Raw genomic sequence first — 26,669 nt, 5'->3', positions numbered from 1 at the left:
TCAGTCCGGGAGCACGCTCTCCCAAGCTGCACGCGAATCCAGTTCGATGCCCAGCTCTTTCGCGCGCGCCTCGGCGTCCCGGACCGACGCCATCAGCGCCAGGGCCTTGTCTCGGGTCTGCGCCTCGACGCTGTCGTCGCTCGGGGCGACGGTGACCGTCCACGTCTCGGCCGGAATGGTGTCCACCGGATACGACGCCGCGGTGAGCCGTTCGAAGATCTTCTGCAGCAGGGCGAGCGACGGCTGCGTGGTGGCAACGCCGTCGAGGACGGAGCCGCGCTTCTTCTCCGCGGCCTTGCGTTCCTCCCACTCGCGGATCTGGGTCTCCAGGTCGGAGTGGGCGCCGGACAGCACGCCGGGGGTGCGGCCCATCACCTTGGAGGTGAAACTGCGTGCGACGTCGTCGATGTCGAACGGCGCGTCCGGGTCGTCGGCGGCGATGCGCGCGTGGAAGAGCACCTGCAGCAACAGATCCCCGAGTTCTTCCTTGAGCTCGAGCTGATCACCGGCCTCGATGGCGTCGAGCAGCTCGTAGACCTCCTCGAGGAGGTAGCGACGCAGCGAGTGATGGGTCTGGGTGCTCTCCCAGGGGCCGTCGCGGCGCAACGTGTCCATGAGCGCGACGGAATCGAGGAGCGCCATCCCCGAGACCTTCTGCGTGGCGATGACCTGCTCACCGCGGGCGGCGCGGGCACGCACGAGGGGGTGATCGGCGTCGGTGCTCACCAGCACGGAGTCGACGGGCGTCTCACCGAGCACCTCGTCGAAAACCGGTTCGACACGGTCGAACTCCCAGAGCAGGGCAGCGGGCACGTCCTCGGTGACCTTGACCGATCCGGTGAGCCAGGCGCGCGCCCGGATGGGGATCAGGTCGGGCCGTGCCGGGTCCAACAGCACCACCGTCATTCGTTGTACGCCCTCTCTCGACCCCCGTGGATTTTCCTGCCCCGCTGAGTGGTGTTCTAAGCGTTCGGCTCCGGCTTGAGCTGCGTGAGGAACGTCGTGAGGTACTCGATGAGCTCGTCGTCGCGCAGACGTGCCGAACCGACTCCCCCGGTCCGCGGAATCGGGAGCGTGACCACCGACGTCGTCGCGCGGAAGGTCGCCGAGGAGTAGAGCCTGCGGAGACGCACCTGCTCGCTGTCGAGGAGCGGCAGCGGCGAGATCTTGACGCCCTGTCCGGCCAGTCCGATCTCGGTGATGCCGCGCTCGCGGCAGCGCAGACGCAGGCGGGCGATCGACGCCAGACGCGTCGTCTCGACCGGCGGCGGACCGTAGCGGTCGTTGAGTTCGACGAGCACCGCGTCGACCTCGGCGTCGTCGGTGGCCGACGCCAGCTTGCGGTACGCCTCCAGACGGAGACGGTCCGAGTCGACGTATTCGACCGGGATGTGCGCATCCACCGGCAGGTCGATCCGCACCTCCCCGGTCTCCTGGGTCTCGACGGGCTTGCCGTCGGCCGCGGCGCGATACGCCTCGACGGCCTCGCCAACGAGCCGCACGTAGAGGTCGAAACCGACGCCCGCGACGTGGCCGGACTGTTCGGCGCCGAGAACATTTCCGGCGCCACGCAATTCGAGGTCCTTGAGCGCCACCGCCATACCGGCGCCGAGTTCGTTGTTCTGCGCGATCGTCGCGAGCCGGTCGTAGGCGGTCTCGGTCAGCGGCCGGTCCGGGCTGTAGAGCAGGTAGGCGTAACCGCGTTCACGACTACGTCCGACTCGTCCGCGCAGCTGATGGAGCTGCGAGAGACCGAGGTTCTCGGCGCGGTCCACGATGAGCGTGTTGGCGTTGGAGATGTCGAGACCGGTCTCGATGATGGTCGTACAGACCAGCACGTCGTACTCGCGGTTCCAGAACCCCGACACCGTGCGCTCCAGCTGATCCTCACCCATCTGACCATGCGCGACAACGACTCTCGCCTCGGGGATCATTGCGGCGATGTCCTTGGCCGTCTTGTCGATGGTCGAGACGCGGTTGTGCACGTAGAAGACCTGGCCGTCGCGGAGCAACTCACGACGGATCGCCGCGGCCACCTGTTTCGGCGCGTAGGCGCCGACATAGGTCAGCACCGGGTGGCGCTCCTCGGGTGGGGTGAGGATCGTCGACATCTCGCGGATGCCGGCCATCGACATCTCCAGGGTGCGCGGGATCGGCGTCGCCGACATGGTCAGCACGTCGACGTGGGTGCGCAGCGACTTGATGTGTTCCTTGTGTTCGACGCCGAATCGCTGCTCCTCGTCGACGATCACGAGGCCGAGGTCCTTCCACGTGATACCGGTCTGCAGGAGGCGGTGGGTGCCGATGACGATGTCGACCTCGCCCTTGGCCATCGCCTCGGTGATCTCGCGGGATTCCTTGGCATCGGTGAAGCGCGACAGTCCGCGTACCCGCACCGGGAAACCGCTCATCCGCTCGGTGAACGTCTGCAGATGCTGTTGCGCGAGAATGGTCGTCGGCACGAGGACGGCGACCTGTTTGCCGTCCTGCACCGCCTTGAACGCGGCGCGCACCGCGATCTCGGTCTTGCCGTAACCGACGTCGCCGACGATGACGCGGTCCATCGGGACCGGACGTTCCATGTCGGACTTGACCTCGGCGATGACGGTCAGCTGATCGACCGTCTCGGTGAAGTCGAAGGCGTCTTCCATCTCCTGCTGCCACGGGGTGTCGGGCCCGAAGGCGTGGCCCGGGGCGGCATGACGCGCGGCGTAGAGCTGCACCAGCTCGCCGGCGATCTCGCGAACGGCCTTGCGCGCCTTGCGCTTGGTGTTCTGCCAGTCCGACCCGCCCAGCTTGGACAGCGACGGCTGCTCGCCACCGACGTACCGGGACAACTGGTCGAGCGCGTCCATCGGCACGTACAGCCGGTCGGCGGGCTGGCCGCGTTTGCTCGACGCGTACTCGAGGACCAGGTACTCGCGACGCGCACCCGAGACGGTGCGTTCGATCATCTCGACGAACTTGCCGATGCCGTGCTGGTCGTGCACGACGAGGTCGCCGGCGGCCAGCGCCAGCGGGTCGACCTGGTTGCGGCGCTTGGCCGGGAGCTTGCGTCCGTCACGGACGTTCGCGACGCGCGTACCGGTGAGATCCGCCTCGGTGACCACGACGAGTCCGGCGTCGGCACAGACGATTCCGGCGCGGAGCGTGGCCCCGAAGACCGTGACCTCGCCCGGTTCGGGACGATGCCCCGGCTCGGCGATCACGTACGGCACCTCGGCCTCGGACAGCCGCTCGCCGACTCGCTGGGCGGTGCCCTTGCCGGTGACGACGATCGCGGCGGTCTTGCCGTCGGACACATGCGCCCGGAGCTGGGCGAACGTGGCCGCGATCTCGCGCTCGTCGCCGCGCGGTGCGGGTCCGGGGGTGAGGTCGAGTTCGAGTTCGTTCCCGCTGCCGGTGGACAGCGGTGACAGCGTCCACCACGGGCGTTTGGCCTGTAGTGTCGCTTCGCGCACGTCGCCGAGCGAACGATAGGCGCTGGCCTGCAGGTCGATGCCGGTTCCTGACCGCGGGTCGATCGGGGCGTTCGCGCCCATCGCCGCGGCCGTCCACGACGCCTCGAGGAACTCCGCACCGGTCTTGGACAGGTCCGCGGCGCGGGTCCGGACCTTCTCGGGGTCGAGGATCAGCACGCGTGTCCCGTCGGGGACGACCTCGGTGAGGAGTTGCATCTCGCCGTCGACGAGCGCCGGGATGAGCGCTTCCATTCCCTCGACGGGGATGCCCTCGGCCAGTTTGCCGAGCATCTCGGTGAGTGCGGTGTCGTCGGGGTTCTTCGCCGCGAGATCGCTTGCGCGCGTGCGCACCTTCTCGGACAGGAGTAGTTCACGACCCGGGTGGATGCGTACCTCGGACGCGTCGACCTCGGGCTGGCTGCGCTGGTCGGCGACCGAGAACGCCCGGATCTCGGTGATCTCGTCGCCCCAGAACTCGACGCGGACCGGGTGGTCGGCGGTCGTCGGGAAGACGTCGAGGATGCCGCCGCGGACCGCGAACTCGCCGCGGCGTCCAACCATGTCCACCCGTTCGTAGGCCATCTCGACGAGCTGCGCCAGCAGTCCGTCGAAGTCGACCTCGATGCCCTCGCGCAGCGTTACCGTGGCGACCTCGCCGAGGCCCGGCGCCATCGGCTGCACGAGCGAGCGGACCGTGGTGACCACGACCCGCAGCGGGTTGTCGCCGGGATTGGCGAGACGGTGCAGCACCGCCAGTCGCTGGCCGACGGTGTCCGCGCTCGGCGACAGCCGCTCGTGCGGGAGGGTCTCCCACGAGGGGAACTGGGCCACCGAGTCGGCGTCGTCGAGGAGTTCGGCCAACTCGGCCGTCAGGTCATCGGCCTCGCGACCGTTGGCCGAGACGACCAGCAGCGGGGCCTCGGCGCCGGCGGCCAGACAGGAGACGAGGAACGGCCGGGCGGCGTCGGGTGCGGTGATGTCGAGGCGACGTTCGGCACGGCGTTCGTGCACCTCGCGGAAGGATTTGTCCGCACACGCGAGCGCGGCCAGACCGGACAGGGCACGGGGCGTCGACACTCCGCCGATTGTATGTGCCGCGCCTCGTGCCCCCTCAGGCCGGTCGATCAGCCCAGCAGGCCCTGCCCCAGTACCTCTCCTCGACGAGCCCCGGGAAGGACGGCGTAGACCGCCGATCCGATGGGCGTCGTCCATTGATTCAGCGCGTCGTGTTCGGCCAGCCGCGCCTGGACCGGCACGTATTGGGCGTCGACATCGCGCTGGTAGGCGGCGAACAGGAGGCCGCTGTTGGAGATGGGGATGGTCCCGTCGGCATCGGGTTCCGGCGGGTCGTCGTAGTTGTAGCCACGCCGCAGGAATCGCTCCGTCGGTGTCCGGTGACGGGCGCGGGCGATGTGCGACGACGCCGGGATGGCGGGCAGCCCGTCGACGATCTTGTCGAAGTCCGGGTCGTCGTGTTCACCTCCCCCGCTCAGCGGCGCACCGTCGGTGAGGGTGCGTCCCACCGACAGTTCCTGGCTGCGCGGGTCGACCTCCTGCCATCCGTCGAGATCCATGGCGATCCGACGCAGCACCATCGACGTCCCGCCGGCGAACCACGGCTGTTCGGCGCCGTCGTCCCAGACCAGGGTGTCCGAGTCGGCGGGCCCGAGGTTCACGGTTCCGTCGACCTGCCCCATCAGGTTGCGCATGGTCACCTTCTCGTCCTGGCTGCCGCGGGAGTTGCGGAAGCCGCGCTGGACCCATCGCAGTCGGACCCGTCCCGCCACGTTCGCCGTCAGGACCCGGGTCGCGTGGGCGACGGTGACCGGGTCGTCGGAGCAGATCTGCAGCAGCAGGTCCGTCTGTCCCCAGCGCCGCTCGTCGAGTCGGTCGATGGGGTACGCCGGAAGCGGATGCAGCCACCGGGGCCGTCGGCCCTCCAGTCCCGTCGCGGTGAAGGCGCCGGGGCCCAGGCCGACCGTGACGGTGAGCCTGGCGGGCAATCGGGCGAGTTCCGGTTCGCTGTCGGCCAGCGCCGGCGTACCCCTCGTGAGCCGGGCGGCGTCCTCGGTCCAGACCCGGAGAATCCCGGCGAGCGCCTCCCGCGCCTGCGGCCCCCGATCTGCCGAGAGATCGAGTCCGACGTAGTTGACGTGCGCGGTGGGCGGGGTCGTCACCCCGGCCTGGTGCACGCCGTGGAACTCGACGACGTCGCCGCCGTGCGTGGCGTCCCCGGCTGCGTCCGTGGACCGCGCTGCGATCGCCGTGGCTCCGACACCGAGACCGGCGGCTCCCGCGACGCCTGCGATCAGGCTGCGTCGCGAGAGGGCCGGGCCCCGGCCCCGTCTTCTGCCGTCACCGTGGCTGGTGGACTCAGCCATCACTGCCGGTGTCCGACGAGCCGTGGCCCGGCGTGTACTCCTCGTTGGCTCCACGGAAATCGCGTGCGTGCGCGACCATCTCGCGTGTGGAACCGTCGCCGAAGCGCAAGGTGATGGTGACCGTCTGACCGGCCTCGATCGGCCGCTTCAGGTCCATCAGCATGATGTGGTTCCCGCCGGGTTCGAGCGAGACCGTCTGACCGCCGGCGATCTTCAGGCCGCCGTCGACCTGGCGCATGGTCATGGTGCCGTCGCCGGCCGGGGCCATCTCGTGCACCTCGACGCGGTCGGCGACATCGGTGTCACCACCGGTGAGGGTCACCTCGCGGTCGGAGGTGTTGGCCACGGTGCCGAACGCACCGGTCATCTGCTTGTCGGATGCCTTTACCCACTGGTCGGTGATGGTCACCGAGTCGGCCTGGGTGGCGGGGGTGTCGTCGGAGGAGCATGCGGTCGTGACGGCCAGCGGAAGTGTCAGCGCGGCGAGGATCGCCAGCGGGCGACGAGCCCGGCGGGTCGTGGAAGTGCTTGAGAACATGGATGTTTCGCCTTTTCGGGTACGCGAGTCACCACCGGGGCTCCTGGGCGCCGGCGGGAAATGGAGGAATCAGGGGTCAGACCGGGAGGACCGGCGGACCCCGAGTCCAGATACCCCTGCGACCGAACAGCGGTCGCAGCGGATCGACCGCACCCGCGACCACGAGGACATCCCCGACCGCGATCAACGGAGGCGTCGTGGACGCCAGGATGCGTGAGCCGACACGGCGTGCACACTCCTGCGCGCCGACGAGCAGACCTGCGGAGATCAGCAGCGCCGCAACGTGAAAACCGATCATCGTCGGGCCGGGTAGCAGCGGCGTCGACGCGTGGTGGCCGCCGGTGTGCATCGCCAGATGCCCGAGAAGCTGCGCGACGGTGAGTGCCGCACCGACGGAGAGGATCTCGGTCGCGCGTCCCCGCGTCCCGCCCACCGCCCCGCTCACCCAACCGAGTCCGGCACTGATGGCGACCAGAAGGACAACGTGCGACGACGTCGGGAGGCCTCCCCCGGCGAGCGCGTGCGCCCCGACGCTCAGCGACCCGGACGTCATGGCGGCGACGACCGACCAGTGCACGCGCACAAGTCGTTCGGCCGGATCGGACGCCACAGGCATACCCCCGAGCGTACGCCCGCTATTACGCGGAGTAGTAGCCAAGTGGTGGCCCACACACCACTAGTCTCGTCAGAATGCAGGGAGCCCGGACCGACGACATGGGGGTGACGGTGCGCGACGCCGTCGAGACCGACCTCGCGGGCGTGGCGGACATCTACCGCCACTATGTGGAGAACACCGTCGCCACCTTCGACTACGTGGTCCCCTCGCACACCGCTTGGCTGGCGAAGTACCGCACGATCCGCGAGGCGAACAGGCCCTTCGTGGTCGCGACACTGTCTGCGGAGTCCGACCAGCACATCGTCGGCTACGCCTACCTGGGCACATTCCGCGCCATGCCGGCCTACGACCGCTCCACCGAGGACTCCATCTACGTCCGCCCCGGCCTGGGGGGCCGCGGCGTCGGATCGGCGCTCATGGCCGGGCTGCTCGATCGGGCCGATCCTGAGAACGTGCGACAGATCGTGGCGGTGATCGCGGCGACCGGTGGCGAGGGATCGGTCGCCCTGCACTCGCGGTTCGGGTTCACCGAGGTCGGTCGCCTGCGGTCGATCGGCCACAAGGCCGACCAGTGGATCGACTGCGTCTACATGCAGAAGGACCTCTGGGAGCCGTCCTCGTAGTCGGATCTCAGCGGTCGAGGCCCGCGGCCTCGGCGGCGGCGTCGGCCAGACCGACGCCGGTGCCCTCGTAGATGTGGAAGGCGACGTCGGCACCCCGCCCGAGCAGTTCGTCGCGTTCGTCGTCGTACTGCGCGACGACGGCGATGGTCCCCTCGAATTCACGCTCCTCGACTCGATCCAGTGCCACCAGGTTGGACCCGTGGAACGGCATGGCGAACACGAGGATGTCGAGGTCGGAGACGCCCTCGCACCGTTCCCAGAACCCCGTCTCGGTCGCGTCGGCCTCGATCACCCGTAGTCCGCGCGCACGAAGATCGGCGACCTTCAGCGGATCGTTCTCGACGCCGACGACATTCAGCCCGTACTCGTCGACGAGACGGTTGTAGACCGAACTGCCCACCCGGCCGAGACCGAAGACGACGGCACGGGCGGGAGCGAGGTCGATCGCCGCGTCGTCGGGATGGGCGCTCGCGGCGGCTGTTCTCGGGACGTAGGCCGAGAGCCGGGCCACCAGCCCGGACCCCCGACGGTTGACGAGGGTCGAGAACACGAAGCTCGCCGCGACCGCGACCGAGGTGACCACCAGCCAGTCGTCGTCGAGCAGGTCGTTGCTCACGCCGTTGGAGATGACGATGAGGCCGAACTCGGAGAAGTTCGCCAGCGCCAGACCTGCCAGGATCGAGGTGCGCCGACGTAGGCCGAACATGGCCAGCACGAGGGTGAACAGGGCCGCCTCGAGCGGCAGGAGGACCACGAGGACCAGGCCGAGGAGCACGGTGTCGAGGGTGGGCGTGACGTGGAGTCCGATCGAGACGAAGAAGCCCACCAGGAGCAGTTCTCGGAGACCGAACAACGTGCGGGACAGCTCTCCGGCACGCGGATGCGAGGCCAGCAGCACGCCGACGACCATGGCACCGAAGTCGCCTTTGATGCCGACCGATTCGAACAGCCAGTATCCCGGTACGAGCGCCATCGTCACGCCGAAGAGGGTCTGGAGTTCGCCGTGTCCGAGGCGGTTCCACAGTCGCCGGACCACCCAGGCACCCGGGATCAGCAGGACCAGCGCGAACGCCCAGGGACTCGGCGGTTCCCCGCTCATCGACGTGAGGTAGGCGACGGCGACGACGTCCTGGAGGACCAGGATGCCGATCGCGATTCGGCCGTACAGCGAGCGGGACTCCGAGCGTTCGTCGAGCACCTGGACCACGAACACCGTGCTCGAGAAGGACAGCGCGAAACCGAGGAGCGCGAGCGTCTGCCAGCCCTCACCCATGAGCATCCGGACGCCGATGGTCGAGAGCAGTCCGAGGAAGCCGGTGGTGAGACCCATGATCACCGCGAGGTTGATGGCGGTGGTGAGGAAGACCTCGCGCCGGAACAGCATCCGGAGGTCCAGCTTGAGGCCGATGGTGAACAGCAGGATCGTCACGCCCAGATCTGCGAGCGTGTCGATGATCGGCAGGTCGTCGATGCCCGGGGCGTGCAGGATGAATCCGGCCGCCAGGTACCCGACCAACGTCGGCAGACGGACCAGTCGAGCGAGGAATCCGCATCCGAAGATGACGACGAGATAGATGCCGACTGTCTCCACGCGCCGGGAGTCCCTTTCTCTCTGGGCCGCGAGCGGCCGACGGGGATGTCTGGAACGTTATAGCCGCACGCGAGACGACGTGCGGCGGCCACGCCGATTGCCCGACCAGAGCGGGCATCCTGGGCCTCGGGAACAAAACGGACCACAGTCCGGTTAAGATCGGGTATGTCCAGCTCGAACTCCCCCACCCGGCAGCCGGCCCTGTTCCTGTCCCACGGCGCCCCACCCCTCGTCGACAGTCCCACCTGGGTCCGCCAGCTGAAGAAGCTCGCCGGCGGCCTCGCACGGCCGACAGCGATCCTCATCGTGTCGGCGCACTGGGAGGCGGCGCCCCTCACCATCGGCTCCACCGACTCCCGGACGCCGCTGACCTACGACTTCGGCGGCTTCCCGGAGAAGTACTACCGCGTCCAGTACCGGTCGCCGGGCGCCCCGGACCTGGCCCGACGCGTCGCCGCGATGATGCCCGACGGCGAGACGATCGCCCACGACCCCAACCGTCGCCTCGACCACGGCGCGTACGTGCCGATGACCGTCATGTACCCCGAGGCGGACATCCCGGTCCTGCAGATCTCCCTACCGACCCTCGACCCGGAGCGGCTGCTCGACCTCGGTCGACGCCTCAAGCCGCTGCGCGACGAGGGCGTGCTGATCATCGGGTCCGGTTTCACCACCCACGGCCTGCCGTTCCTGCGCGACTGGCGACCCGAGGCGACTCCCCCGAGCTGGTCGGCCGAGTTCGACTCGTGGGCCGCCGAACGATTTGCCGCGGGAGATGTGGAGTCGCTCATCAGGTTTCGCCAGACCGCGCCCGGGATGCCGTATGCGCATCCGACGATCGAACACTTCGCGCCGCTGTTCGTCGCGCTCGGTGCCGGCGACGACGTCGAACAGCGTCCGGATCAGGTCATCGACGGGTTCTGGATGGGACTCTCCAAGCGGAGCCTGGTACTGGCTTGACTGCTGCCTCAGGTGCGAGGAAGCCTCGAAGCGTCAGGAGTCCTCGGCGGTGGTCCGTTCGCGGGGCTCGACGTAGTCGGGGCCGACGAGATCGGGCGACGGGTCGAGGCGGGTGAGCCCGTTCCAGCAGAGGTTCACGAGGTGGGCGGCCACGACCTCCTTCGACGGCTCGCGGACGTCGAGCCACCACTGCGCGGTCGACGACACCATGCCCACCAGGGCCTGGGCATACAGCGGGGCGAGGGCGGGGTCGAAGCCGCGGCGCTCGAAGTCGCCGGCCAGGATGTGCTCGACCTGGCTGACGGCATCGTTGAGAAGGCTTGAGTAGGTGGCCGTCTCGCCGGTCGCCGCGGTGCTGTCGCCGCGGACGAGGATGCGAAACCCGTCCGTGCGCTCCTCCATGTAGGTGAGCAACGCGAGCGCGACCTGCTGGATGCGGTACAGCGACCGGTTCTTCGACAGCGAGGCGGTCACCATCTCGAGCAGCGTCTCCATCTCGCGGTCGACGACGACCGCGTAGAGACCCTCCTTGCCGCCGAAGTGCTCGTACACGATCGGCTTGGAAACGCCTGCGCGCTGCGCGATCTCCTCGATGGAGGTGCCCTCGAAACCGCGTTCGGCGAACAGCCCGCGCGCCACCTCGATCAGCTGTAATCGCCGCTGCGCACCGGTCATCCGCGCCCGGGGCGCGCGCTGCACCTCGGTCGCACCCTCCGCCGGACGTCCGATCGCCATGGGCCCAGCCTAGGACGAGTCGTCGCGGAATCAAGAATGTTGCGCCATTTTTCGCTCCCTGAGGTGCGAGGAGCGTAAGCGACGAGCCACGAAGGGTCCCCGCCCTCAGTACAAGCTCGACCAGTACGACCAGAACCGGATGGCGATGAGCACGATCACGAGCCCCACGGCGAGGACCAGGATCAGGGCGTGGCTACGGGCGACCGCGAGCGCCGCCCCGGATCGCGAGGTCAGTCCGCTCGCATGGAGGTTGCGCACGCTGACGAAGACGAAGATCGGCAGGGTCGCCGCCCACACGACCATGCAGTACGGGCACAGTGCGCCGATCGAGTAGAGGCTCGAGTAGATCAGCCAGCAGATGAAGGCCATCGCCAAGGTCACACCGACCTGCAGACCCGCCCAGTACCAGCCCGCGAGACGTGCACCCGCGAGGATCGCCACGCCGGTGGTGATCACCACCGCGAATCCCGCGATGCCGAGCAGCGGGTTCGGGAACCCGAACAGGGCAGCCTGCGGCTTGGCCATCACCGAACCGCAGCTCAGGACCGGATTGAAGTTGCACGACGGCACGTAGTCGGGGTTCTTGAAGAGTTCGATCCGTTCGACCGTCAGCACGAACGACGCCACGAACCCGATCGCGCCGCCGACGCTCAGGACCCAGGCGACGATCCGCGTCCAGGAACGGACGGCTTCGGCCAGAAGGGCCCGGTCGTCCGGATCGAGCTCTGCTGTGGTCGGTGTTGCATCGGCGGGGGCGCTCTCACTCACCCATCCAGGATGACACTGCCCGACGTGGTCACCGACGGTCGGCGTGCACCGAATCGTGCCGACTCTGCACCGGCCGCAACCGGTGGAGGGTTATCCGCCCACGGTGAGGGTAAAGGCACGCGTGATCGGACAAACGTCGGCACCGGCCCACGCCGATGCGTAATGTCGGATTCACCAACGGGGATGGGAACACAACCGTGCAATTGTGGGATTACATCGGCGACAACGCTCGCTCTCTCACGTTCTTGACATATCAACACGCGTCGCTGTCATTCCAGACCGTGCTCGTCGGCACCCTCGTCGCCATCGCGGTCGCCGCGCTCGTCTACCGGCTTCCGCTGGCCGCCGCGCTCACGCTGACGTCTAGTCGTGTGGCACTGACGATTCCGTCGCTCGCCCTGCTCGCGCTGCTGATCGTCCCGTTCGGGCTCGGCGTGACACCATCGTTCCTGATGCTGGCGTTCTTCGCGATGCTGCCGGTGATCGGCAACGCGGTGGTCGGCTTGCGGTCGGTGCCGCCCGCGGTCGTCGAATCGGCCCGCGGGATCGGGCTTTCGCGGTGGCGCATCCTGCTGACGGTCGAACTACCGATCGCCTGGCCGGTGATCCTGACCGGAATCCGGGTGTCCACACAGATGATCGTGGGCGTCGCGGCGATCGTCGCCTACGTCCTCGGCCCCGGCCTCGGATCACTGATCTTCAACGGGCTCGCACGGCTCGGCGGCGCAAACGCCCTCGAATCAGCGCTGGCCGGAACGCTTCTCATCGTCGTCATCGCGCTCGTCTTCGACGCTCTCCTGGTTCTGCTCGGCCGACTCACCATCTCCAAGGGACTCTCATGACCGACTCCACCACCGCCCCGCCGTCGAAATCCTCGGCAGGCCAACCGTCGTCCGGCGCGAACGGTCGCGTCGTCACCGGCGAATCGATCCGTCTCGAAGGCGTCGTCAAGCGCTACCGGGGCCAGACCAAGCCTGCGGTCGCGCAACTCGACCTCGAGATCGACGCCGGTGACATCGTCGCCTTCGTCGGCCCGTCGGGCTGCGGCAAGACGACGACCCTGAAGATGATCAACCGGCTCATCGAGCCCACCGAGGGTCGTATCTACATCGGCGGGCGTGACGTGACCGCGGAGAACCCGGACAAGCTGCGCCAGTCCATCGGTTACGTCATCCAGTCCGGCGGGCTCTTCCCCCACTGGTCGGTCAGCAAGAACATCGGCACCATCCCGCGAATCCTCAAGTGGGACAAGAAACGCATCGCCGAGCGCACCGAATACCTCATGGACCTGGTCGGACTCGACGCCGCGACCTTCGCCGACCGTCTGCCCAAGGACATGTCGGGCGGTCAGCAGCAGCGCGTCGGTGTGGCCCGTGCTCTGGCGGCCGACCCGCCCGTCCTGCTGATGGACGAGCCGTTCGGTGCCGTCGACCCGATCACGCGAGCCCGCCTGCAGGACAAGCTCATCGCCATCCAGCACGAACTGGGCAAGACGATCGTCATCGTCACCCACGATTTCGAAGAGCCAACCAAACTCGGCGACAAGGTCCTGATCCTCTCCGAGGGCGGGCACATCGAACAGTTCGCCCCGCCAGAAGAGATCCTCGCCAACCCGGCCAGCCCGTTCGTCGAGGAGTTCGTCGGTTCCGGTGCGACACTGGCTCACCTGACCCTCACCCGCGTACGCGATGTCGAGATCCGCCAGGTGGTCACCGCCCGCGTCGGCGAAGGGTCCGGCACCGTGGTGAACCGCGCCCGAGCCGCCGGCGAGGACTGGCTGGTCGTCGTCGACGAACACGGCCGGCCGCGAGCCTGGCCCAGCATCGCGGAGGTCTCCGCCAAACCCGAGGTGTCGGATTACCTCGACCCGCGCCTACCGGTCGTCGCACAGTCGTCGACGCTCAACGACGCGCTCGACTCGATGCTCGCGACCAGCCAGGGCGGCGTCCTCGTCACCGACGGACGCGGCGCGGTCATCGGCGCGCTGAACATCGCGTCCGTGATGGAGGCCATCCGCGGACAGCTCGCGGATGTCCGCGACGACGACCACGTCGGCTATCTCGACCACACCGAGGGGTCCGCACCTGTCGACACACCGGTCATCGCAGCCGAGGACGAGTCGTCCGCCGCCGACACGGCCGACGAACCGAGCGCCGAACGATGACCTCCGTCGCCGACGAGTCCGCGCGGGTCACCGCGGCAGCAGAGGCACCGGTCCAACCACCTCGGAGCGGTTTCCGACGCCGGTTCGCGAAGCTGCCCATCGACGTCTGGTTCGAACCGCTGGTCATCATCGTCATCGGCGTCGGGTTCCTGATCTGGTATCAGCGCACGACGTTCACCTCCACCGAGAGCGCCTCGATGGCATGGCCGGCGCTCCGAGCGACCATCCTCGACCACATCGAGCTCACGCTCGTCGCCACCGTGATCGTCGTGTGTATCGCCATCCCGCTCGGCATCGCACTGACCCGACCATCCCTCAAGTGGCTCAACCCGATTGCGGTCAACATCGCCAACATCGGGCAGGCCGCTCCCGCCATCGGCCTGCTGGTGCTGTTCACGTTCTGGCTCGGCACCGGTTTCAACACGGCGGTCATCGGTCTCGTCGTCTACGCGGTGCTCCCGATCCTGCAGAACACGATCGTCGGCCTCCGGCAGGTCGACCAGCGCACGGTCGAGGCCTCCCGCGGCATCGGATTGTCCGCGGTGCGAACGCTTTTCCAGGTCGAGTTGCCGCTCGCGGTGCCGGTCATCCTGAACGGTGTGCGCACGGCGCTGGTGATCCTGGTCGGCACGGCGACCCTGAGTACGTTCATCGGCGCGACGAGCCTCGGCACGCTCATCACCACCGGTATCACCCTGTTCCTGCCGAAACTGCTGGTCGCCGGCGCGGTGCTCGTCGCACTGCTGGCGATGACGATCGACTGGCTCGGACGGCTCGTCGAGTTGGCCGCGACACCGCGGGGGATCTCATGAGAAAGTCCGTCCTGGCCGTCTTCACGGCGATACTCATGGTCGTGGTCGCAGGCTGCGGGCTGGTCAGCTCGTCGGGCACCTTCCGCGAGGCATTCCTCGCCGACGGCTCGACGCCCTTGGAGGGTACCGAGATCCGGGTGACGTCGAAGAATTTCAGTGAATCGGTGCTGCTGGGCAAGATCACCGCGACCTACCTCGGCGCGGCGGGGGCGTCGGTCAAGGATCTGACGAACGCACCGGGTTCGATGTCGTCGCGCCAGGCACTCCTCAACGGCGACGCCGACATCCTCTGGGAGTACACCGGAACCGCCTGGCAGACCTACCTCGGCGAGACCGAGACGATCTCCGACCCGAACGAGCTGTGGAAACGGGTCCGCGACGCCGATCGCGCCAACGGCGCCGAGTGGTTGCCGCCCGCGGCGTTCAACAACACCTACGCGTTCGCGGCGTCGGCACCAACGGCCAAACGTCTCAACGTGAAGACGATGTCGGACATCGCGAACCTGCCGGTGTCGGAGCGGACGTTCTGCATCAACGACGAGTTCCTGAGCCGCGCCGACGGAATGATCCCGATGCTGGAGGCCTACGGAATCCCGCTGGGCACGCCCGATGGCGTACCGAAGGACAACGTGACAGTCATGGACTCCGGGGTCGTCTACACCTCGACGGCGCGCAGCGAACCGTGCAACTTCGGCATGGTGTATTCCACCGACGGCCGGATCAAGAACCTCGATCTCGCGGTACTCACCGACGACCGGAAGTTCTTCCTGCCGTACAGCGGTTGCGTGGTCTTGAGCACGCGCCTCAACAAGGAGGCTCCCCAGATCGCCGAACTCATGGCACCGGTGTCTGCGAAGCTCACCGACTCGGTGATGCAGGAACTCAACGGCCGCATCGACATCGACGGTGAGGACCCCGCCGACGTCGCCTACGACTGGTTGCAGGCCGAGGGCTTCGTCGCCTAGCGGCGCACACACTTCGCAAGAGCTCCCCCACCAGGACTCGAACCTGGAATGCCTGAACCAAAATCAGAAGTGTTGCCGATTACACCATGGGGGAATACTGCGCTGACGATTGTGCCACAGCGCTCCGGCGGCGACGTGACGCCACCGGTCGACCTCATTCCGACTCCCAGACTTCGATCGAAGTCTGGGAGTCGAGACGACGTCTGTAAGTCGTCAGTCCTTCGGGCCGCCGGCGACGTAGACGACCTGACCGGAGACGAAGCCCGCACCCTCGCTGATGAAGAACGACGCGGTGTGGGCGATGTCCTCGGGGACGCCGACGCGGTTCACCGGGATCTGGCTGGCCGCGGCCTTCTTGAAGTCCTCGAAGGGCACGCCGACACGCTCGGCGGTGGCGGCGGTCATCTCGGTCTCGATGAAGCCGGGAGCGATGGCGTTGGCGGTGACGCCGAACTTGCCCAGCTCGATGGCCAGCGTCTTGGTGAAGCCCTGCATGCCGGCCTTGGCGGCCGAGTAGTTGACCTGGCCGCGGTTACCGAGGGCCGAGGTGCTCGACAGGTTGACGACGCGGCCCCAGCCGGCGTCGACCATGTACTTCTGGGCGGCCTTGGTGACGTTGAAGGCACCTCGCAGATGGACGGCCATGACGGCGTCCCAGTCGTCGACGGTCATCTTGAACAGCAGGTTGTCGCGGGTGATGCCGGCGTTGTTGACGACGACGGTCGGCGCACCGAGCTCGGCGGCGACCTTCTCAACGGCCGCGTTCACCGACGCCTCGTCGGCGACGTTCGCGCCCACGGCGATGGCCTTGCCGCCCTTGTCGGTGATGGCCTTGACGGTGTCGGCGCAGGCATCGGCGTCGAGGTCCAGGACGGCCACGGCCAGGCCGTCGTCGGCGAGTCGCTTGGCCACGGCAGCACCGATGCCCCGTGCCGCGCCGGTGACGATCGCGGTCTTCTGCGTGCTCATTAATACCTCCGTTGGTCAGGTGTGCGGGCCGGGTCACCCGGCCCGCGCTGGTCCGCTCCCCGCCTGCGCGTCGAAGCCGAACGCCCATGGCGCACCGATCGAACGCTCGGGGAATCGCGGTCCCTTGTGTTCTATCAGGTGACGTCGACAGACGTGTGTTCCATCACGTGACAGCGTCGCATTCAGCGAGAACGGTACGGCGCGTTATTACACCGCCGTACCGGTGCGTAGGATCGCACCCGACGTGAACACCGATGAAGGAAGAGGGTGGGCATTCGATGTCGGGAACGTCGCCATCTGTGGCCGTGATCGTGCTGGCCGCGGGTGCCGGTACCCGGATGAAGTCCAAGACCCCCAAAATCCTCCACACGATTGCCGGCCGATCCCTCCTGGGTCACTCACTCCACGGCACGTCGGGTATCGATCCCGAGCACCTCGTCGTCGTGGTCAGCCATGAGCGTGAACGGGTCTCCGCGGCCGTCGCCGACATCGCCGCCGCGCTGGGCCGCGACATCGCGATCACCGAGCAGGACGAGCCGCGCGGAACCGGCGACGCCGCCCGCGTCGGACTGACCGGACTCCCCGAAGACTTCGCCGGAACCGTCATCGTCACCGCGGCCGACGTCCCGCTCCTCGACGCCGACACCCTCCGCGGGCTCATCGACACCCACACCGCCGACGGCGGCGCCGCGGTCACCCTCACCAGCTTCATCGCCGACGACCCGACCGGCTACGGGCGGATCATCCGCGCCGACGACGACTCCGTGCGCGCCATCGTCGAGCACAAGGACGCGACCGAAGAACAGCGTGCGATCACCGAGGTCAACGCCGGTGTCTACGCCGTCGACGCCGCCGCGCTGCGGGACGGGCTCTCGAAGCTGTCGACCGACAACGTGCAGGGCGAGTTCTACCTCACCGACATCGTCGAGATCGCGCGCGACGCGGGCCAGGCCGTCCGCGGTTTCACCGTTGCGGACCCCGTCCTCGTCGCCGGCTGCAACGACCGCGCACAGCTCGCCGACCTCGGCGCCGAACTCAACCGCCGGATCATCCGCCGCCATCAGGTCGACGGCGTCACCGTCGTCGATCCGGCCACCACCTGGATCGACGTCGACGTGACGATCGAGCCGGATGTGCGGATCGAACCCGGCACGCAGCTCTACGGCCGCACCCACATCGCCGCCGACGCGGTCGTCGGGCCCGACACCACGCTCACCGACGTCACGATCGGCGAAGGCGCCCACGTCATCCGCACCCACGGCAGCGACGCCGTCATCGGCGGCAACGCCTCGGTCGGCCCGTTCGCCTACCTGCGACCGGGAACCGTGCTCGGCGTCGCCGGCAAGATCGGCACCTTCGTGGAGACCAAGAACTCGACGATCGGCGACGGTTCCAAGGTCCCCCACCTCACCTACGTCGGCGACGCCACGATCGGCGAGCACACGAACATCGGCGCGTCGAGCGTCTTCGTCAACTACGACGGCGTGAACAAGTACCGCACGGTGATCGGCGACCATTGCCGCACCGGCTCGGACAACATGTTCGTCGCCCCGGTGAGCATCGGCGACGGGGCATACACCGGAGCCGGAACCGTCGTGCGGCAGAATGTACCGCCGGGAGCCCTCGCGGTCTCGGCGGGAACACAACGTGTCATCGAGGACTGGGTCGTGCGCAAACGGCCCGACACCGCGGCGGCACGCGCGGCACTCGAGGCACGCGACAAGAACTCCGGGTCCGCATAACGGACCCGAGCAGTCCTGCCGTTCACGGCAGGTAGCCCAACTGATCGACCCATAGATCGACCGAACGGACAGAAGAGTTTCATGACCTGGACCACCGACAACCAGAAGAACCTGATGCTGTTCTCTGGTCGTGCCCACCCCGAACTGGCTGAAGCAGTCGCCGACGAACTGGGCATCAAGGTGACCCCCCAGACGGCACGCGACTTCGCCAACGGCGAGCTGTTCGTCCGTTTCGAGGAGTCCGTCCGCGGCTCGGACGCGTTCGTGCTGCAGAGCTGCCCCTACCCGCTGAACCAGTGGGTCATGGAAGCCCTGATCATGATCGACGCACTCAAGCGCGGTTCGGCCAAGCGCATCAGCGTGATCCTGCCGTTCTACCCCTACGCCCGCCAGGACAAGAAGCACCGCGGACGCGAGCCCATCTCGGCCCGCCTCATCGCCGACCTGCTCAAGACCGCGGGCACCGACCGCATCATCACGGTCGACCTGCACACCGATCAGATCCAGGGCTTCTTCGACGGTCCGGTCGACCACATGCACGCCCTCGGCCAGCTCGCCGGCTACGTCTGCGACAACTACGGCACCGACAACATCACCGTCGTCTCGCCCGACTCCGGTCGTGTGCGCGTCGCCGAGAAGTGGGCCGACGCCCTCAGCGGCGCTCCCCTGGCCTTCATCCACAAGACCCGCGACCCGCTGGTTCCCAACCAGGTCAAGTCGAACCGCGTGGTCGGTGAGGTCGAGGGACGCACCTGCGTCCTGATCGACGACATGATCGACACCGGTGGCACCATCGCCGGCGCGGTCCGCGTGCTCAAGGAGGCCGGTGCCGGCGACGTCATCATCGCGACCACCCACGGCGTCTTCTCCGACCCGGCGGCCGAGCGTCTCGCCGGCTGCGGCGCCAAGGAGGTCATCGCGACCGACACGCTGCCCATCCCGGCCGAGAAGCGTTTCGAGAACCTCACCGTCCTGTCGATCGCCCCGCTGCTCGCGCAGACGATCCGCGAGGTCTTCGAAAATGGTTCGGTCACAAGCCTGTTCGACGGCATCGCCTAGTCTTTCGATTCCCTCTCACCACGGCGCCCGGATGTTCTCACGAACATCCGGGCGCCGTGGTTTTTGTCGTCGTCGGCTCCTTAGGCACCCGCCATCCGCCGCGTCTCCGACGGCGCGACCCCGTACTTGCGTCGATACGCGGCGGCGAAGCGGCCGGTGTGCATGACGCCCCACCGGGTGGCGATGTCGGTGACGGTCGAGGTCCCGCCGCGAGTCAGCAGGTCGTTGTGGATGCACTCGAGCCGAACGTCGAGCACGTACTCCATGGGACTCATCCCCACGCACTCGCGGAAGCTCTGCTGCAGGCGTCGAGCGCTGACCGCCCCGATCTCCGCCAGCTCACCCGCGGTCCACGGTCGCGCCGGGTCGGCGTGGATGGCGTGGATGGCGTCGATGACGCGCTTTACCATGCGCGGGCGGGTTCCGGCCATCGGCTCATCACTCTCGGGCAGTGCGGCCAGCACCAGGGCCGTGGTGAGCATGCCGCCCAGCTGCTCCGCCATTCGCGGGTTGCGCAACAGGATGCCCTCGCACTGCGCGACCTGCTGACGCGCCGACCTCAACAGCCCCAGCCATTCGGCGCCGGCACCGGTGCGCAGATCGAGCTGGCGGGTCAATGACCGGCCCGGGCGGCCGGCGATCCGGTCGATCTCGCGCTGCAGGTAGTCCCGCTCGACCTTGAAACCGATGATCTCGCAGGTCTTGCTCCAGTTGGTGATGACCGTCGAGGTGTCCGGCGGGTTGAGCGTCGCCTGACCTGGTTCGGAGACGATCTCCCGGCCGTCGGTGACCGACGCGATGCTGCCGGACAACGGAACGTTGATGGCCCATGCCCCTGGATGGTCGGTGTCGATCGACACGTCTGCGCCGAAACCGATCCGCGCGAGCACCGTCGGACCGATCGCCGTCGACTCCAGGCGGTAGTGGGAGGCGTCGTCACGGGACAGCGGCCGCAGCTCATGGGGGAAGTACGCGTCCGCGACGACTTCGTGGACCTCATCCCAGTCCGCGATCCCCGACCCCACGACACGACGGGGCGGCGGCGTCACCTGCGACACCGACACCCGCGGTTGGTTGGTCCCCGAAATGGGCGGCCCTGCGCTCACGTCGTCCAGCGTAACTGTGACCGCTGTCACTAACTGCCGTCGGGAGCGATCCAGATCGCAACGTTGCGCACATCGGATCGACGGTTCGCAATGCGGATCGACGGGATGTGATCGCGGTCATACGTTTGGTCGCACCGTCACACCAGACACCCCACCAGCCACTGCCAGAGCAAAGGAGCTGATCCCCATGGACCAACGCACGATGCGCAACATCTTCGGACAGTTCGCCACCGGCGTCACCGTCATCACCTGCGCGAACGACCAGGGCACCCCGCACGGCGCGACGGTCACCGCGTTCACCCCGATCTCGATCGAGCCCCGCCTCTGCCAGGTCACGCTGACCCGCAAGTCGAAGGCCTGCGGCTACCTCGACGACGCGCCGTTCGCGGTCAACATCCTCAAGTCGGATCAGCTCGACACCGCCATGCACTTCGCCGGCAAGCCGCAGGAACACGGGCCCGAATGGAGCTCGGAGTGGCTCGTCCCCGCGCTGGCCGGCAACGCCGCGACCCTCATCTGCAACCCCTGGGCGTCCTACGACGGCGGCGACCACGTCATCTACGTCGGCGAGATCGTCGGCGCCCACGTCGACACCGAGGCGGAGCCGCTCCTGTTCTACCGCAGCAAGTTCCACGACCTCGGCGAGACCTCCGGCGCCGCCGCCTACTGCGGCAGCCTCGACGATCCGCACAGCCGCTGGTTCGACGCGACCGCGCGGTTCACGCCGAGCTGCGTACCGCTATCCGCAGTCTCTTGACCGACCATCCGTCCACCGATCAACTCTACTGTCGCACAACCGAAGTGAGGATAACCATGACCGCAACCGACATCGCCCCCGACACCGAGACCACCGAAGCGACGATCGTCGACCGCTCGAAGGTGAACGTCGCCGCCGACAGCGAGGCGAACCGCACCGAGAACTTCGCCTCCAAGCCGATGACCGGCGACGAGTACATCGAGTCGCTGCGCGACGACCGCGAGATCTGGCTCAACGGCGAGCGCGTCAAGGACGTGACCACCCACGAGGCATTCCGTAACCCGATCCGGATGACCGCCCGCCTCTACGACGCCATGCACGACCCGGCGACCAAGGACAAGGTCACCGCCCCCACTGACACCGGCAACGGCGGCGTGACCATGCCGTTCTTCCGCGCACCGAAGTCTGCCGACGACCTGCGCGCCGACCGCGACGCCATCGCCACCTGGGCGCGGATGACCTACGGCTGGATGGGCCGCAGCCCCGACTACAAGGCCAGCTTCCTCGGCACCCTGCACGCCAACTCCGAGCTGTACGCACCGTTCCAGGCCAACGCCGAACGCTGGTACAAGGAGTCGCAGGAAAAGGTTCTGTACTGGAACCACGCGATCATCAACCCGCCCGTCGACCGCCAGCTGCCGCCGGACGAGGTCGGCGACGTGTTCATGAAGGTGGAGAAGGAGACCGACGCCGGTCTCATCGTCTCCGGCGCCAAGGTCGTCGCGACCGGTTCGGCAATCACCAACTACAACTTCATCTCCCACTACGGACTCCCGATCAAGAAGAAGCAGTTCGCCCTGATCTGCACCGTCCCGATGGACGCCCCGGGCGTGAAGCTCATCTGCCGCTCGTCGTACACCCAGCAGGCCGCTGTGATGGGCACGCCGTTCGACTACCCGCTGTCGAGCCGCATGGACGAGAACGACACCATCTTCGTCTTCGACAAGGTGCTCGTGCCCTGGGAGAACGTCTTCATGTACGGCGACGTCGACAAGATCAACGCCTTCTTCCCGCAGTCCGGCTTCCTGCCCCGCTTCACCCTCCAGGGCTGCACCCGTCTCGCGGTCAAGCTCGACTTCATCGCCGGCCTGCTGATGAAGGCCCTCGACTGCACCGGCGCCGGCGGGTTCCGCGGCGTGCAGACCCGCGTCGGCGAGGTCATCGGCTGGCGAAACCTGTTCTGGTCGTTGAGCGATGCCATGGTCAACAACCCCGAGCCGTGGATCGGTGACACCGTCATCCCGAAGCTCGAGTACGGCCTGACCTACCGGATGTTCGCCCAGCAGGGCTACCCGCGCGTGAAGGAGATCATCGAGCAGGACGTCGCCTCCGGCCTGATCTACCTGCCGTCGAGCTCGGCGGACTTCAAGAGCCCCGACGTCCGTCCGTACCTGGACAAGTACGTCCGCGGTTCCGACGGCATCCTCGCCGTCGATCGCGTGAAGGTGATGAAGGCGCTGTGGGATTCGATCGGCAGCGAGTTCGGCGGCCGCCACGAGCTGTACGAGCGCAACTACGCCGGCAACCACGAGGGCGTGAAGGCCGAGCTTCTCATGTTCGCCGACGCCCGCGGCACCGTCGGGGAGATGAAGGGTCTCGCCGAGCAGTGCCTGTCCGAGTACGACCTGGACGGCTGGACCGTGCCGGACCTCATCGGCAACGACGACGTCAGCTTCTTCCGGAACCGCTGACCGACCCTCTCGCACAGCCCTTTCGAACAGGAGACATCATGACCACCATCGAGCGGCCCGCCCCGGTCGCATCAGCGACCACCGTCGAATCCCCGACCGCCGCCGGTTCCGGAAGTGCGGCCACCGCAGCGTTTGCGGGCCATCGGTTCACCGCCGACACCTCACCGGAACGTCTGTCGGCCATCGCATCCGAGGCCTTCGCCGGTTTCAGCGCGCTCATCGACAAGTACGAGATCACCTACGACGAGTACCGGGTCCTCAAGCAGTGGCTCATCGACGTCGGTGAGGGTGGTGAGTGGCCGCTGCTCCTCGACGTGTTCGTCGAACACGACATCGAGGAGGTCAACTCACGGAAGTACCAGGGCACCAAGGGAAGCATCGAGGGTCCGTACTATCTGCCGGATTCCCCGCTGCTGCCCGCACGCTGCACACTGCCGATGCGCAGCGTCGACGCCCGCGAGACACCGTTCGTGATGCACGGCCAGGTCACCGATCTCGACGGCAACCCGATGGCCGGCGCGACGATCGAGATCTGGCACGCCGACGCCGAGGGCTACTACTCGGGATTCGCGCCGCACATCCCCGACTGGAACCTGCGGGGCACGATCGTCACCGACGGTCAGGGCCGCTACGAGATCACCACCATCCAACCCGCGCCGTATCAGATCCCGACCGACGGTCCGACCGGCAAGTTCATCGAGGCCGCCGGGTGGCACCCGTGGCGACCTGCGCACCTGCATCTGCGCGTGGCGGCGAAGGGCCGGCATCCGATCGTCACCCAGCTGTACTTCACGGGTGGGGACTGGCTCGACAGCGACGTCGCCTCGGCGACCAAGCCGGACCTGCTCCTCGACCCGAAGCCGGACGCCGACGGCCGGAACGTCGTGCAGTACGACTTCGCACTCGACCCCGAGTAGCGATCCCCCGCGGAACGGGTACGCGAGCGGTCCGGGTTCTCCCCCTCTGGGGCCCGGGCCGCTTTGCGCTGGGTACGGTGTCTTCGTGGACGCGACGATCTATCACAACCCGAAGTGCTCGACCTCGCGCAAGGCGCTGCAGGCTCTGCGCGACGCCGGCATCGAGCCGACCGTCGTCAAGTACCTCGACGAGCCGTACACCCGTGAGCAGCTGGTGCAGCTGTTCGCCGACGCCGGGCTCACCCCCGCACAGGCCGTGCGCAAGCGTGAGGCCCTCTACAAAGAGCTCGACCTCGCGTCGGCCACCGATGAGGCGATCCTCGACGCGATGGTCGAACACCCCATCCTCGTCGAGCGTCCGATCGTGGTGACCCCCAAGGGGACCCGCATCCCGCGGCCGTTCGAGAAGCTCGACGAGATCCTCTGAAGGGGCGTCGGTCCCCCGACACCCGGGACTTTGGTCGCGCCGATCGGCAGACCGATGACCGATGGGTACAGCTGTGTGCCAGAACGCGTTTCAGACGCTTCGGTCACCGGCGATCGCGACTAGCATCATGCACATGAGCTACGAAGCCAAGATGATCATCCTGTCCACCGAGAACCTGGACGAGTCCATCGAGTTCTACACCGAGACGCTGGGCATGTCGCTGAAGTTCCGCGACGGCGCCCACTTCGCCGCCCTCGACGGGGGGCCGGTGACGATCGCTCTCGCCACTGCGGTCGACCACCCGATCCCCGGCAAGGTCGTCGTCGGTATCAAGACCGCCGACGTCGACGCCGCGGCGAAGGCGATCGAGGCCGACGGCGGCGCCATCGTGAAGGGCCCGTACGACGACGCGCACGAGCGTCGTGCCGTGGTGTACGACAACCAGGGCAACGGACTCGTGTTCTACAGCCCGCTGAACCGCTAGGCCGCAGCCGGCAGCGGTTTCTGCACCGACGGCAGGGCCAGTGCCGCGATACCGCGCAGCAGCTCCTTCGTCATGTCGAAGTAGTCGAAGTAGTCGCGCCACACCACGATCCGTCCCTCACGGATCTCGAAGCGGCCGCACACCCAGAACTGCAGATGCAGCCGCCCGAAACGCAACTCGTCGACGCGTTCGGTGAGCACGACACCCGCCTCGTCGGAACTCACGTTGAGCATCCGGTAGTTGAAGCCCACCCACGACTTCTTCGCGACACCGCCGAGCACACCGGCCACCTTGCGCTTGCCGTTGATGGTCGGCAGCGAGACGTTGGTGTACGCGATGTCGTCGTCGATGGTCTCCAGCGCGCCGGCGATGTCCTCGCGCGCGAATGCGTCGAGCAGGGCCGTCACGATCTCGATCGGGGTCTGTGAGGTCATGGCAGCCCAGTATGCCGGGACCGCATCCGGCGAGGGGTGCGATGTGACATCTCGGCAGGTCCTCGACTATCCTTGCCACCGTTGTCTCGGCGAGGGTGACCCAGTCACCGTGATCGGCGCGACCATCGCAGTCTCCTCGGGTGCCCACGTGTGGCCCGGTGGGTGTCCGCGGTCGGAATGCGTGCCCGTTGCTCGTCGCGACGGACGAACGACCGCAACCACCGATCAGAGGAGATCCTCATGGCTACTCAGACCTCCAAGCTGTCTGTCAGCACCCGCACCGAGAAGGGCAAGGGCGCCGCTCGCCGCGCTCGCCGCGAGGGCAAGGTTCCCGCCGTGCTCTACGGCCACGGCACCGACCCGCAGCACCTGCACCTCCCGGCCCGCGACTTCGCCGCGATCCTGCGTAACAACGGCCTCAACGCCATCATCGAGCTCGACATCGAGGGCACCAGCCAGCTCGCGCTCACCAAGCAGGTCGACGTCCACCCGATCCGCAACTACATCGAGCACGCCGACCTGCTCCTCGTCCGTCGCGGTGAGAAGGTGACCATCGAGGTCGCCATCGTCGTCGAGGGTGACGCCGCCCCGGGCACCCTGGTCGTGTCCGACGCCAGCGTCGTCGAGGTCGAGGCCGACGCCCTGTCGATCCCCGAGCAGATCGCCGTCAGCGTCGAGGGTGCCACCGCCGGCACCGCCATCCACGCCTCCGGTCTGGACCTGCCGGAGGGCGTCACCCTGATCGCCGATCCGGAGACCCTGATCGTCGCCGTGAACGAGGCCCAGGCCGCGGCCACCGAATCCGACGCCGACGCCGCCGAAGGTGCCGAGGGTGAGGCTGCCGAGGCTCCCGCGGAGTCGGAGTGATCCGACCCCCGACTGCTCTACTCGAGTGGTGAAAATCGTTGTCGGACTCGGTAATCCCGGGTCCAAGTACGAGAAGACGAGGCACAACGTCGGCGCGATGGTCGCCGACGGCCTCGTCGACTCGGCAGGCGAGCGCTGGAAGGTTCACAAGAAATCCGGTGCGGAGGTCGCCGAGGTTCGCCTCGGCGGCCAGTCTGTTCTCGTGGCCAAGCCACGCGTCTACATGAACGAGTCCGGCCGGCAGATCGGCCCGCTGGCCAAGTTCTATTCGGTCGCGCCCGCCGATCTCATCGTCGTGCACGACGAACTCGACATCGACTTCGGTCTCGTGCGCCTCAAACGCGGCGGCGGCGAGGGCGGCCACAACGGGCTGCGTTCGATCAGTCAGGCCATCGGCACCCGCGACTACCTGCGCGTGCGGATGGGTATCGGCCGTCCGCCGGGGCGTCAGGATCCCGCCGACTTCGTGCTCAAGCCGTTCCCGTCCGCGGACCGGGCCGAGGTCGAGCTGATGATCCGCAACGGCTGCGACGCCATCGAACTCCTGGTCTCCCAGGATCTGGAGAGCGCACAGAACACCGTGCACGCCTGGTAACCCGACA

26 protein-coding genes and 1 tRNA gene are annotated in these 26,669 nt (G+C 67.6%); 15 read left to right on the top strand and 12 right to left on the bottom strand.

The annotated features are described in order from the left end of the window. From PWF70_RS07280 to PWF70_RS07260, 5 genes are all read right to left on the bottom strand, one after another. Nucleotides 1-906: a nucleoside triphosphate pyrophosphohydrolase gene (locus PWF70_RS07280; RefSeq protein ID WP_035750409.1), complete on the bottom strand. Its 906-nt coding sequence runs from the start codon at nucleotides 904-906 to the stop codon at nucleotides 1-3. Between the two features lie 56 nt (nucleotides 907-962). Further along, entirely contained in the window at nucleotides 963-4,538 is a 3,576-nt protein-coding gene (gene mfd, locus PWF70_RS07275) for a transcription-repair coupling factor (protein WP_042375942.1), read from the bottom strand. A gap of 47 nt (nucleotides 4,539-4,585) precedes the next feature. After that, a complete protein-coding gene (locus PWF70_RS07270; RefSeq protein WP_006359490.1) occupies nucleotides 4,586-5,842 on the bottom strand; it encodes a Dyp-type peroxidase in 1,257 nt (418 codons plus the stop codon). After that, on the bottom strand, nucleotides 5,835-6,380 hold the full coding sequence (locus PWF70_RS07265; protein ID WP_006359491.1) for a copper chaperone PCu(A)C: 546 nt from the start codon (nucleotides 6,378-6,380) through the stop codon (nucleotides 5,835-5,837). Before PWF70_RS07265 ends, PWF70_RS07270 begins: the two co-directional genes overlap by 8 nt. Before the next feature lie 76 nt (nucleotides 6,381-6,456). After that, nucleotides 6,457-6,996, bottom strand: a complete 540-nt coding sequence (locus PWF70_RS07260) for a hypothetical protein (RefSeq protein WP_035750405.1) — start codon at nucleotides 6,994-6,996, stop codon at nucleotides 6,457-6,459. Nucleotides 6,997-7,070: 74 nt separating this feature from the next. On the opposite strand from PWF70_RS07260, the gene PWF70_RS07255 reads away from it, so the two are divergent. Then, nucleotides 7,071-7,619, top strand: coding sequence for a GNAT family N-acetyltransferase (locus tag PWF70_RS07255; RefSeq protein WP_006359493.1), 549 nt, complete (start codon nucleotides 7,071-7,073; stop codon nucleotides 7,617-7,619). Nucleotides 7,620-7,626: 7 nt separating this feature from the next. Here PWF70_RS07255 and PWF70_RS07250 read toward each other — a convergent pair whose 3' ends face one another. Next, nucleotides 7,627-9,210, bottom strand: a complete 1,584-nt coding sequence (locus tag PWF70_RS07250) for a cation:proton antiporter domain-containing protein (protein WP_006359494.1) — start codon at nucleotides 9,208-9,210, stop codon at nucleotides 7,627-7,629. 165 nt (nucleotides 9,211-9,375) lie between these two features. Here PWF70_RS07250 and PWF70_RS07245 point away from each other — a divergent pair, with 165 nt between their 5' ends. Continuing rightward, entirely contained in the window at nucleotides 9,376-10,170 is a 795-nt protein-coding gene (locus PWF70_RS07245) for a dioxygenase family protein (protein WP_035750403.1), read from the top strand. 33 nt (nucleotides 10,171-10,203) lie between these two features. Here PWF70_RS07245 and PWF70_RS07240 read toward each other — a convergent pair whose 3' ends face one another. Next, nucleotides 10,204-10,905, bottom strand: coding sequence for a TetR/AcrR family transcriptional regulator (locus PWF70_RS07240; protein ID WP_006359497.1), 702 nt, complete (start codon nucleotides 10,903-10,905; stop codon nucleotides 10,204-10,206). Between the two features lie 105 nt (nucleotides 10,906-11,010). After that, nucleotides 11,011-11,673 carry a vitamin K epoxide reductase family protein gene (locus PWF70_RS07235; protein ID WP_006361225.1) on the bottom strand — a complete coding sequence of 221 codons (663 nt, stop codon included), beginning with the start codon at nucleotides 11,671-11,673 and terminating at the stop codon, nucleotides 11,011-11,013. Nucleotides 11,674-11,870: 197 nt separating this feature from the next. On the opposite strand from PWF70_RS07235, the gene PWF70_RS07230 reads away from it, so the two are divergent. The 4 genes from PWF70_RS07230 to PWF70_RS07215 are packed head-to-tail and all read left to right on the top strand — an operon-like array spanning nucleotide 11,871 to nucleotide 15,614. Continuing rightward, on the top strand, nucleotides 11,871-12,515 hold the full coding sequence (locus PWF70_RS07230) for an ABC transporter permease (protein WP_035750881.1): 645 nt from the start codon (nucleotides 11,871-11,873) through the stop codon (nucleotides 12,513-12,515). Continuing rightward, on the top strand, nucleotides 12,512-13,837 hold the full coding sequence (locus PWF70_RS07225) for an ATP-binding cassette domain-containing protein (RefSeq protein ID WP_286352915.1): 1,326 nt from the start codon (nucleotides 12,512-12,514) through the stop codon (nucleotides 13,835-13,837). Before PWF70_RS07230 ends, PWF70_RS07225 begins: the two co-directional genes overlap by 4 nt. Next, the gene (locus PWF70_RS07220; protein WP_006361222.1) at nucleotides 13,834-14,649 is read left to right on the top strand and encodes an ABC transporter permease; all 816 of its coding nucleotides are present in this window, start codon (nucleotides 13,834-13,836) and stop codon (nucleotides 14,647-14,649) included. Before PWF70_RS07225 ends, PWF70_RS07220 begins: the two co-directional genes overlap by 4 nt. Beyond that, on the top strand, nucleotides 14,646-15,614 hold the full coding sequence (locus PWF70_RS07215; RefSeq protein ID WP_006361221.1) for a glycine betaine ABC transporter substrate-binding protein: 969 nt from the start codon (nucleotides 14,646-14,648) through the stop codon (nucleotides 15,612-15,614). The genes PWF70_RS07220 and PWF70_RS07215 overlap by 4 nt, the downstream gene beginning before the upstream one ends. A 22-nt stretch (nucleotides 15,615-15,636) precedes the next feature. Here PWF70_RS07215 and PWF70_RS07210 read toward each other — a convergent pair. Next, nucleotides 15,637-15,708, bottom strand: a tRNA-Gln gene (locus PWF70_RS07210). Between the two features lie 119 nt (nucleotides 15,709-15,827). Next, the gene (locus tag PWF70_RS07205) at nucleotides 15,828-16,583 is read right to left on the bottom strand and encodes an SDR family oxidoreductase (RefSeq protein WP_006361220.1); all 756 of its coding nucleotides are present in this window, start codon (nucleotides 16,581-16,583) and stop codon (nucleotides 15,828-15,830) included. A gap of 278 nt (nucleotides 16,584-16,861) precedes the next feature. On the opposite strand from PWF70_RS07205, the gene glmU reads away from it, so the two are divergent. Together glmU and PWF70_RS07195 are read left to right on the top strand one after the other, a co-directional pair. Next, nucleotides 16,862-18,325, top strand: a complete 1,464-nt coding sequence (glmU, locus tag PWF70_RS07200; RefSeq protein WP_035750880.1) for a bifunctional UDP-N-acetylglucosamine diphosphorylase/glucosamine-1-phosphate N-acetyltransferase GlmU — start codon at nucleotides 16,862-16,864, stop codon at nucleotides 18,323-18,325. 81 nt (nucleotides 18,326-18,406) lie between these two features. Then, nucleotides 18,407-19,384: a ribose-phosphate diphosphokinase gene (locus PWF70_RS07195; protein WP_006361218.1), complete on the top strand. Its 978-nt coding sequence runs from the start codon at nucleotides 18,407-18,409 to the stop codon at nucleotides 19,382-19,384. A gap of 80 nt (nucleotides 19,385-19,464) precedes the next feature. Here PWF70_RS07195 and PWF70_RS07190 read toward each other — a convergent pair whose 3' ends face one another. Next, nucleotides 19,465-20,448: an AraC family transcriptional regulator gene (locus PWF70_RS07190; protein WP_286352975.1), complete on the bottom strand. Its 984-nt coding sequence runs from the start codon at nucleotides 20,446-20,448 to the stop codon at nucleotides 19,465-19,467. A gap of 229 nt (nucleotides 20,449-20,677) precedes the next feature. On the opposite strand from PWF70_RS07190, the gene PWF70_RS07185 reads away from it, so the two are divergent. The 5 genes from PWF70_RS07185 to PWF70_RS07165 all read left to right on the top strand — a co-directional run bounded on the left by PWF70_RS07185 (nucleotide 20,678) and on the right by PWF70_RS07165 (nucleotide 24,766). Then, entirely contained in the window at nucleotides 20,678-21,247 is a 570-nt protein-coding gene (locus PWF70_RS07185) for a flavin reductase family protein (RefSeq protein ID WP_035750394.1), read from the top strand. Nucleotides 21,248-21,303: 56 nt separating this feature from the next. Then, entirely contained in the window at nucleotides 21,304-22,938 is a 1,635-nt protein-coding gene (locus PWF70_RS07180) for a 4-hydroxyphenylacetate 3-hydroxylase family protein (RefSeq protein WP_035750392.1), read from the top strand. Nucleotides 22,939-22,976: 38 nt separating this feature from the next. Then, nucleotides 22,977-23,855: a catechol 1,2-dioxygenase gene (gene catA / locus PWF70_RS07175; RefSeq protein WP_006357897.1), complete on the top strand. Its 879-nt coding sequence runs from the start codon at nucleotides 22,977-22,979 to the stop codon at nucleotides 23,853-23,855. An 85-nt stretch (nucleotides 23,856-23,940) separates the two neighbouring features. After that, a complete protein-coding gene (arsC, locus tag PWF70_RS07170; RefSeq protein WP_006357896.1) occupies nucleotides 23,941-24,282 on the top strand; it encodes an arsenate reductase (glutaredoxin) in 342 nt (113 codons plus the stop codon). Nucleotides 24,283-24,415: 133 nt separating this feature from the next. Then, the gene (locus PWF70_RS07165; protein ID WP_035750874.1) at nucleotides 24,416-24,766 is read left to right on the top strand and encodes a VOC family protein; all 351 of its coding nucleotides are present in this window, start codon (nucleotides 24,416-24,418) and stop codon (nucleotides 24,764-24,766) included. Here the strand turns inward: PWF70_RS07165 and PWF70_RS07160 are convergent. After that, nucleotides 24,763-25,200 (bottom strand): limonene-1,2-epoxide hydrolase family protein, encoded by a 438-nt coding sequence (locus PWF70_RS07160; RefSeq protein ID WP_035750389.1) that lies wholly within the window; start codon nucleotides 25,198-25,200, stop codon nucleotides 24,763-24,765. The genes PWF70_RS07165 and PWF70_RS07160 overlap by 4 nt on opposite strands. Before the next feature lie 240 nt (nucleotides 25,201-25,440). Here PWF70_RS07160 and PWF70_RS07155 point away from each other — a divergent pair, with 240 nt between their 5' ends. Both PWF70_RS07155 and pth read left to right on the top strand, forming a co-directional pair. Beyond that, complete coding sequence (locus PWF70_RS07155) at nucleotides 25,441-26,067, top strand: 50S ribosomal protein L25/general stress protein Ctc (protein ID WP_286352914.1); 627 nt, start codon at nucleotides 25,441-25,443, stop codon at nucleotides 26,065-26,067. A 28-nt stretch (nucleotides 26,068-26,095) separates the two neighbouring features. After that, complete coding sequence (gene pth / locus PWF70_RS07150; protein WP_040004037.1) at nucleotides 26,096-26,662, top strand: aminoacyl-tRNA hydrolase; 567 nt, start codon at nucleotides 26,096-26,098, stop codon at nucleotides 26,660-26,662. The last annotated feature ends 7 nt before the right edge of the window (nucleotides 26,663-26,669 follow it).

The organism is Gordonia sp. Swx-4 (assembly GCF_030316175.1).
Taxonomy (GTDB): domain Bacteria; phylum Actinomycetota; class Actinomycetes; order Mycobacteriales; family Mycobacteriaceae; genus Gordonia; species Gordonia alkanivorans.
The sequence above is the reverse complement of the archived record's forward strand: the minus strand, read 5'-3'. Positions and strand labels throughout refer to the sequence as shown.

What these genes read in the sequence shown, in the direction of transcription:
- PWF70_RS07280 (WP_035750409.1), bottom strand. Translation starts at nt 906, where the DNA reads ATGACGGTGGTGCTGTTGGACCCGGCACGGCCCGACCTGATCCCCATC.
- PWF70_RS07270 (WP_006359490.1), bottom strand. Translation starts at nt 5,842, where the DNA reads ATGGCTGAGTCCACCAGCCACGGTGACGGCAGAAGACGGGGCCGGGGC.
- PWF70_RS07265 (WP_006359491.1), bottom strand. Translation starts at nt 6,380, where the DNA reads ATGTTCTCAAGCACTTCCACGACCCGCCGGGCTCGTCGCCCGCTGGCG.
- PWF70_RS07260 (WP_035750405.1), bottom strand. Translation starts at nt 6,996, where the DNA reads ATGCCTGTGGCGTCCGATCCGGCCGAACGACTTGTGCGCGTGCACTGG.
- PWF70_RS07255 (WP_006359493.1), top strand. Translation starts at nt 7,071, where the DNA reads ATGCAGGGAGCCCGGACCGACGACATGGGGGTGACGGTGCGCGACGCC.
- PWF70_RS07245 (WP_035750403.1), top strand. Translation starts at nt 9,376, where the DNA reads ATGTCCAGCTCGAACTCCCCCACCCGGCAGCCGGCCCTGTTCCTGTCC.
- PWF70_RS07240 (WP_006359497.1), bottom strand. Translation starts at nt 10,905, where the DNA reads ATGGCGATCGGACGTCCGGCGGAGGGTGCGACCGAGGTGCAGCGCGCG.
- PWF70_RS07225 (WP_286352915.1), top strand. Translation starts at nt 12,512, where the DNA reads ATGACCGACTCCACCACCGCCCCGCCGTCGAAATCCTCGGCAGGCCAA.
- PWF70_RS07220 (WP_006361222.1), top strand. Translation starts at nt 13,834, where the DNA reads ATGACCTCCGTCGCCGACGAGTCCGCGCGGGTCACCGCGGCAGCAGAG.
- PWF70_RS07215 (WP_006361221.1), top strand. Translation starts at nt 14,646, where the DNA reads ATGAGAAAGTCCGTCCTGGCCGTCTTCACGGCGATACTCATGGTCGTG.
- PWF70_RS07205 (WP_006361220.1), bottom strand. Translation starts at nt 16,583, where the DNA reads ATGAGCACGCAGAAGACCGCGATCGTCACCGGCGCGGCACGGGGCATC.
- glmU (WP_035750880.1), top strand. Translation starts at nt 16,862, where the DNA reads ATGTCGGGAACGTCGCCATCTGTGGCCGTGATCGTGCTGGCCGCGGGT.
- PWF70_RS07195 (WP_006361218.1), top strand. Translation starts at nt 18,407, where the DNA reads ATGACCTGGACCACCGACAACCAGAAGAACCTGATGCTGTTCTCTGGT.
- PWF70_RS07185 (WP_035750394.1), top strand. Translation starts at nt 20,678, where the DNA reads ATGGACCAACGCACGATGCGCAACATCTTCGGACAGTTCGCCACCGGC.
- PWF70_RS07180 (WP_035750392.1), top strand. Translation starts at nt 21,304, where the DNA reads ATGACCGCAACCGACATCGCCCCCGACACCGAGACCACCGAAGCGACG.
- catA (WP_006357897.1), top strand. Translation starts at nt 22,977, where the DNA reads ATGACCACCATCGAGCGGCCCGCCCCGGTCGCATCAGCGACCACCGTC.
- PWF70_RS07165 (WP_035750874.1), top strand. Translation starts at nt 24,416, where the DNA reads ATGAGCTACGAAGCCAAGATGATCATCCTGTCCACCGAGAACCTGGAC.
- PWF70_RS07160 (WP_035750389.1), bottom strand. Translation starts at nt 25,200, where the DNA reads ATGACCTCACAGACCCCGATCGAGATCGTGACGGCCCTGCTCGACGCA.
- PWF70_RS07155 (WP_286352914.1), top strand. Translation starts at nt 25,441, where the DNA reads ATGGCTACTCAGACCTCCAAGCTGTCTGTCAGCACCCGCACCGAGAAG.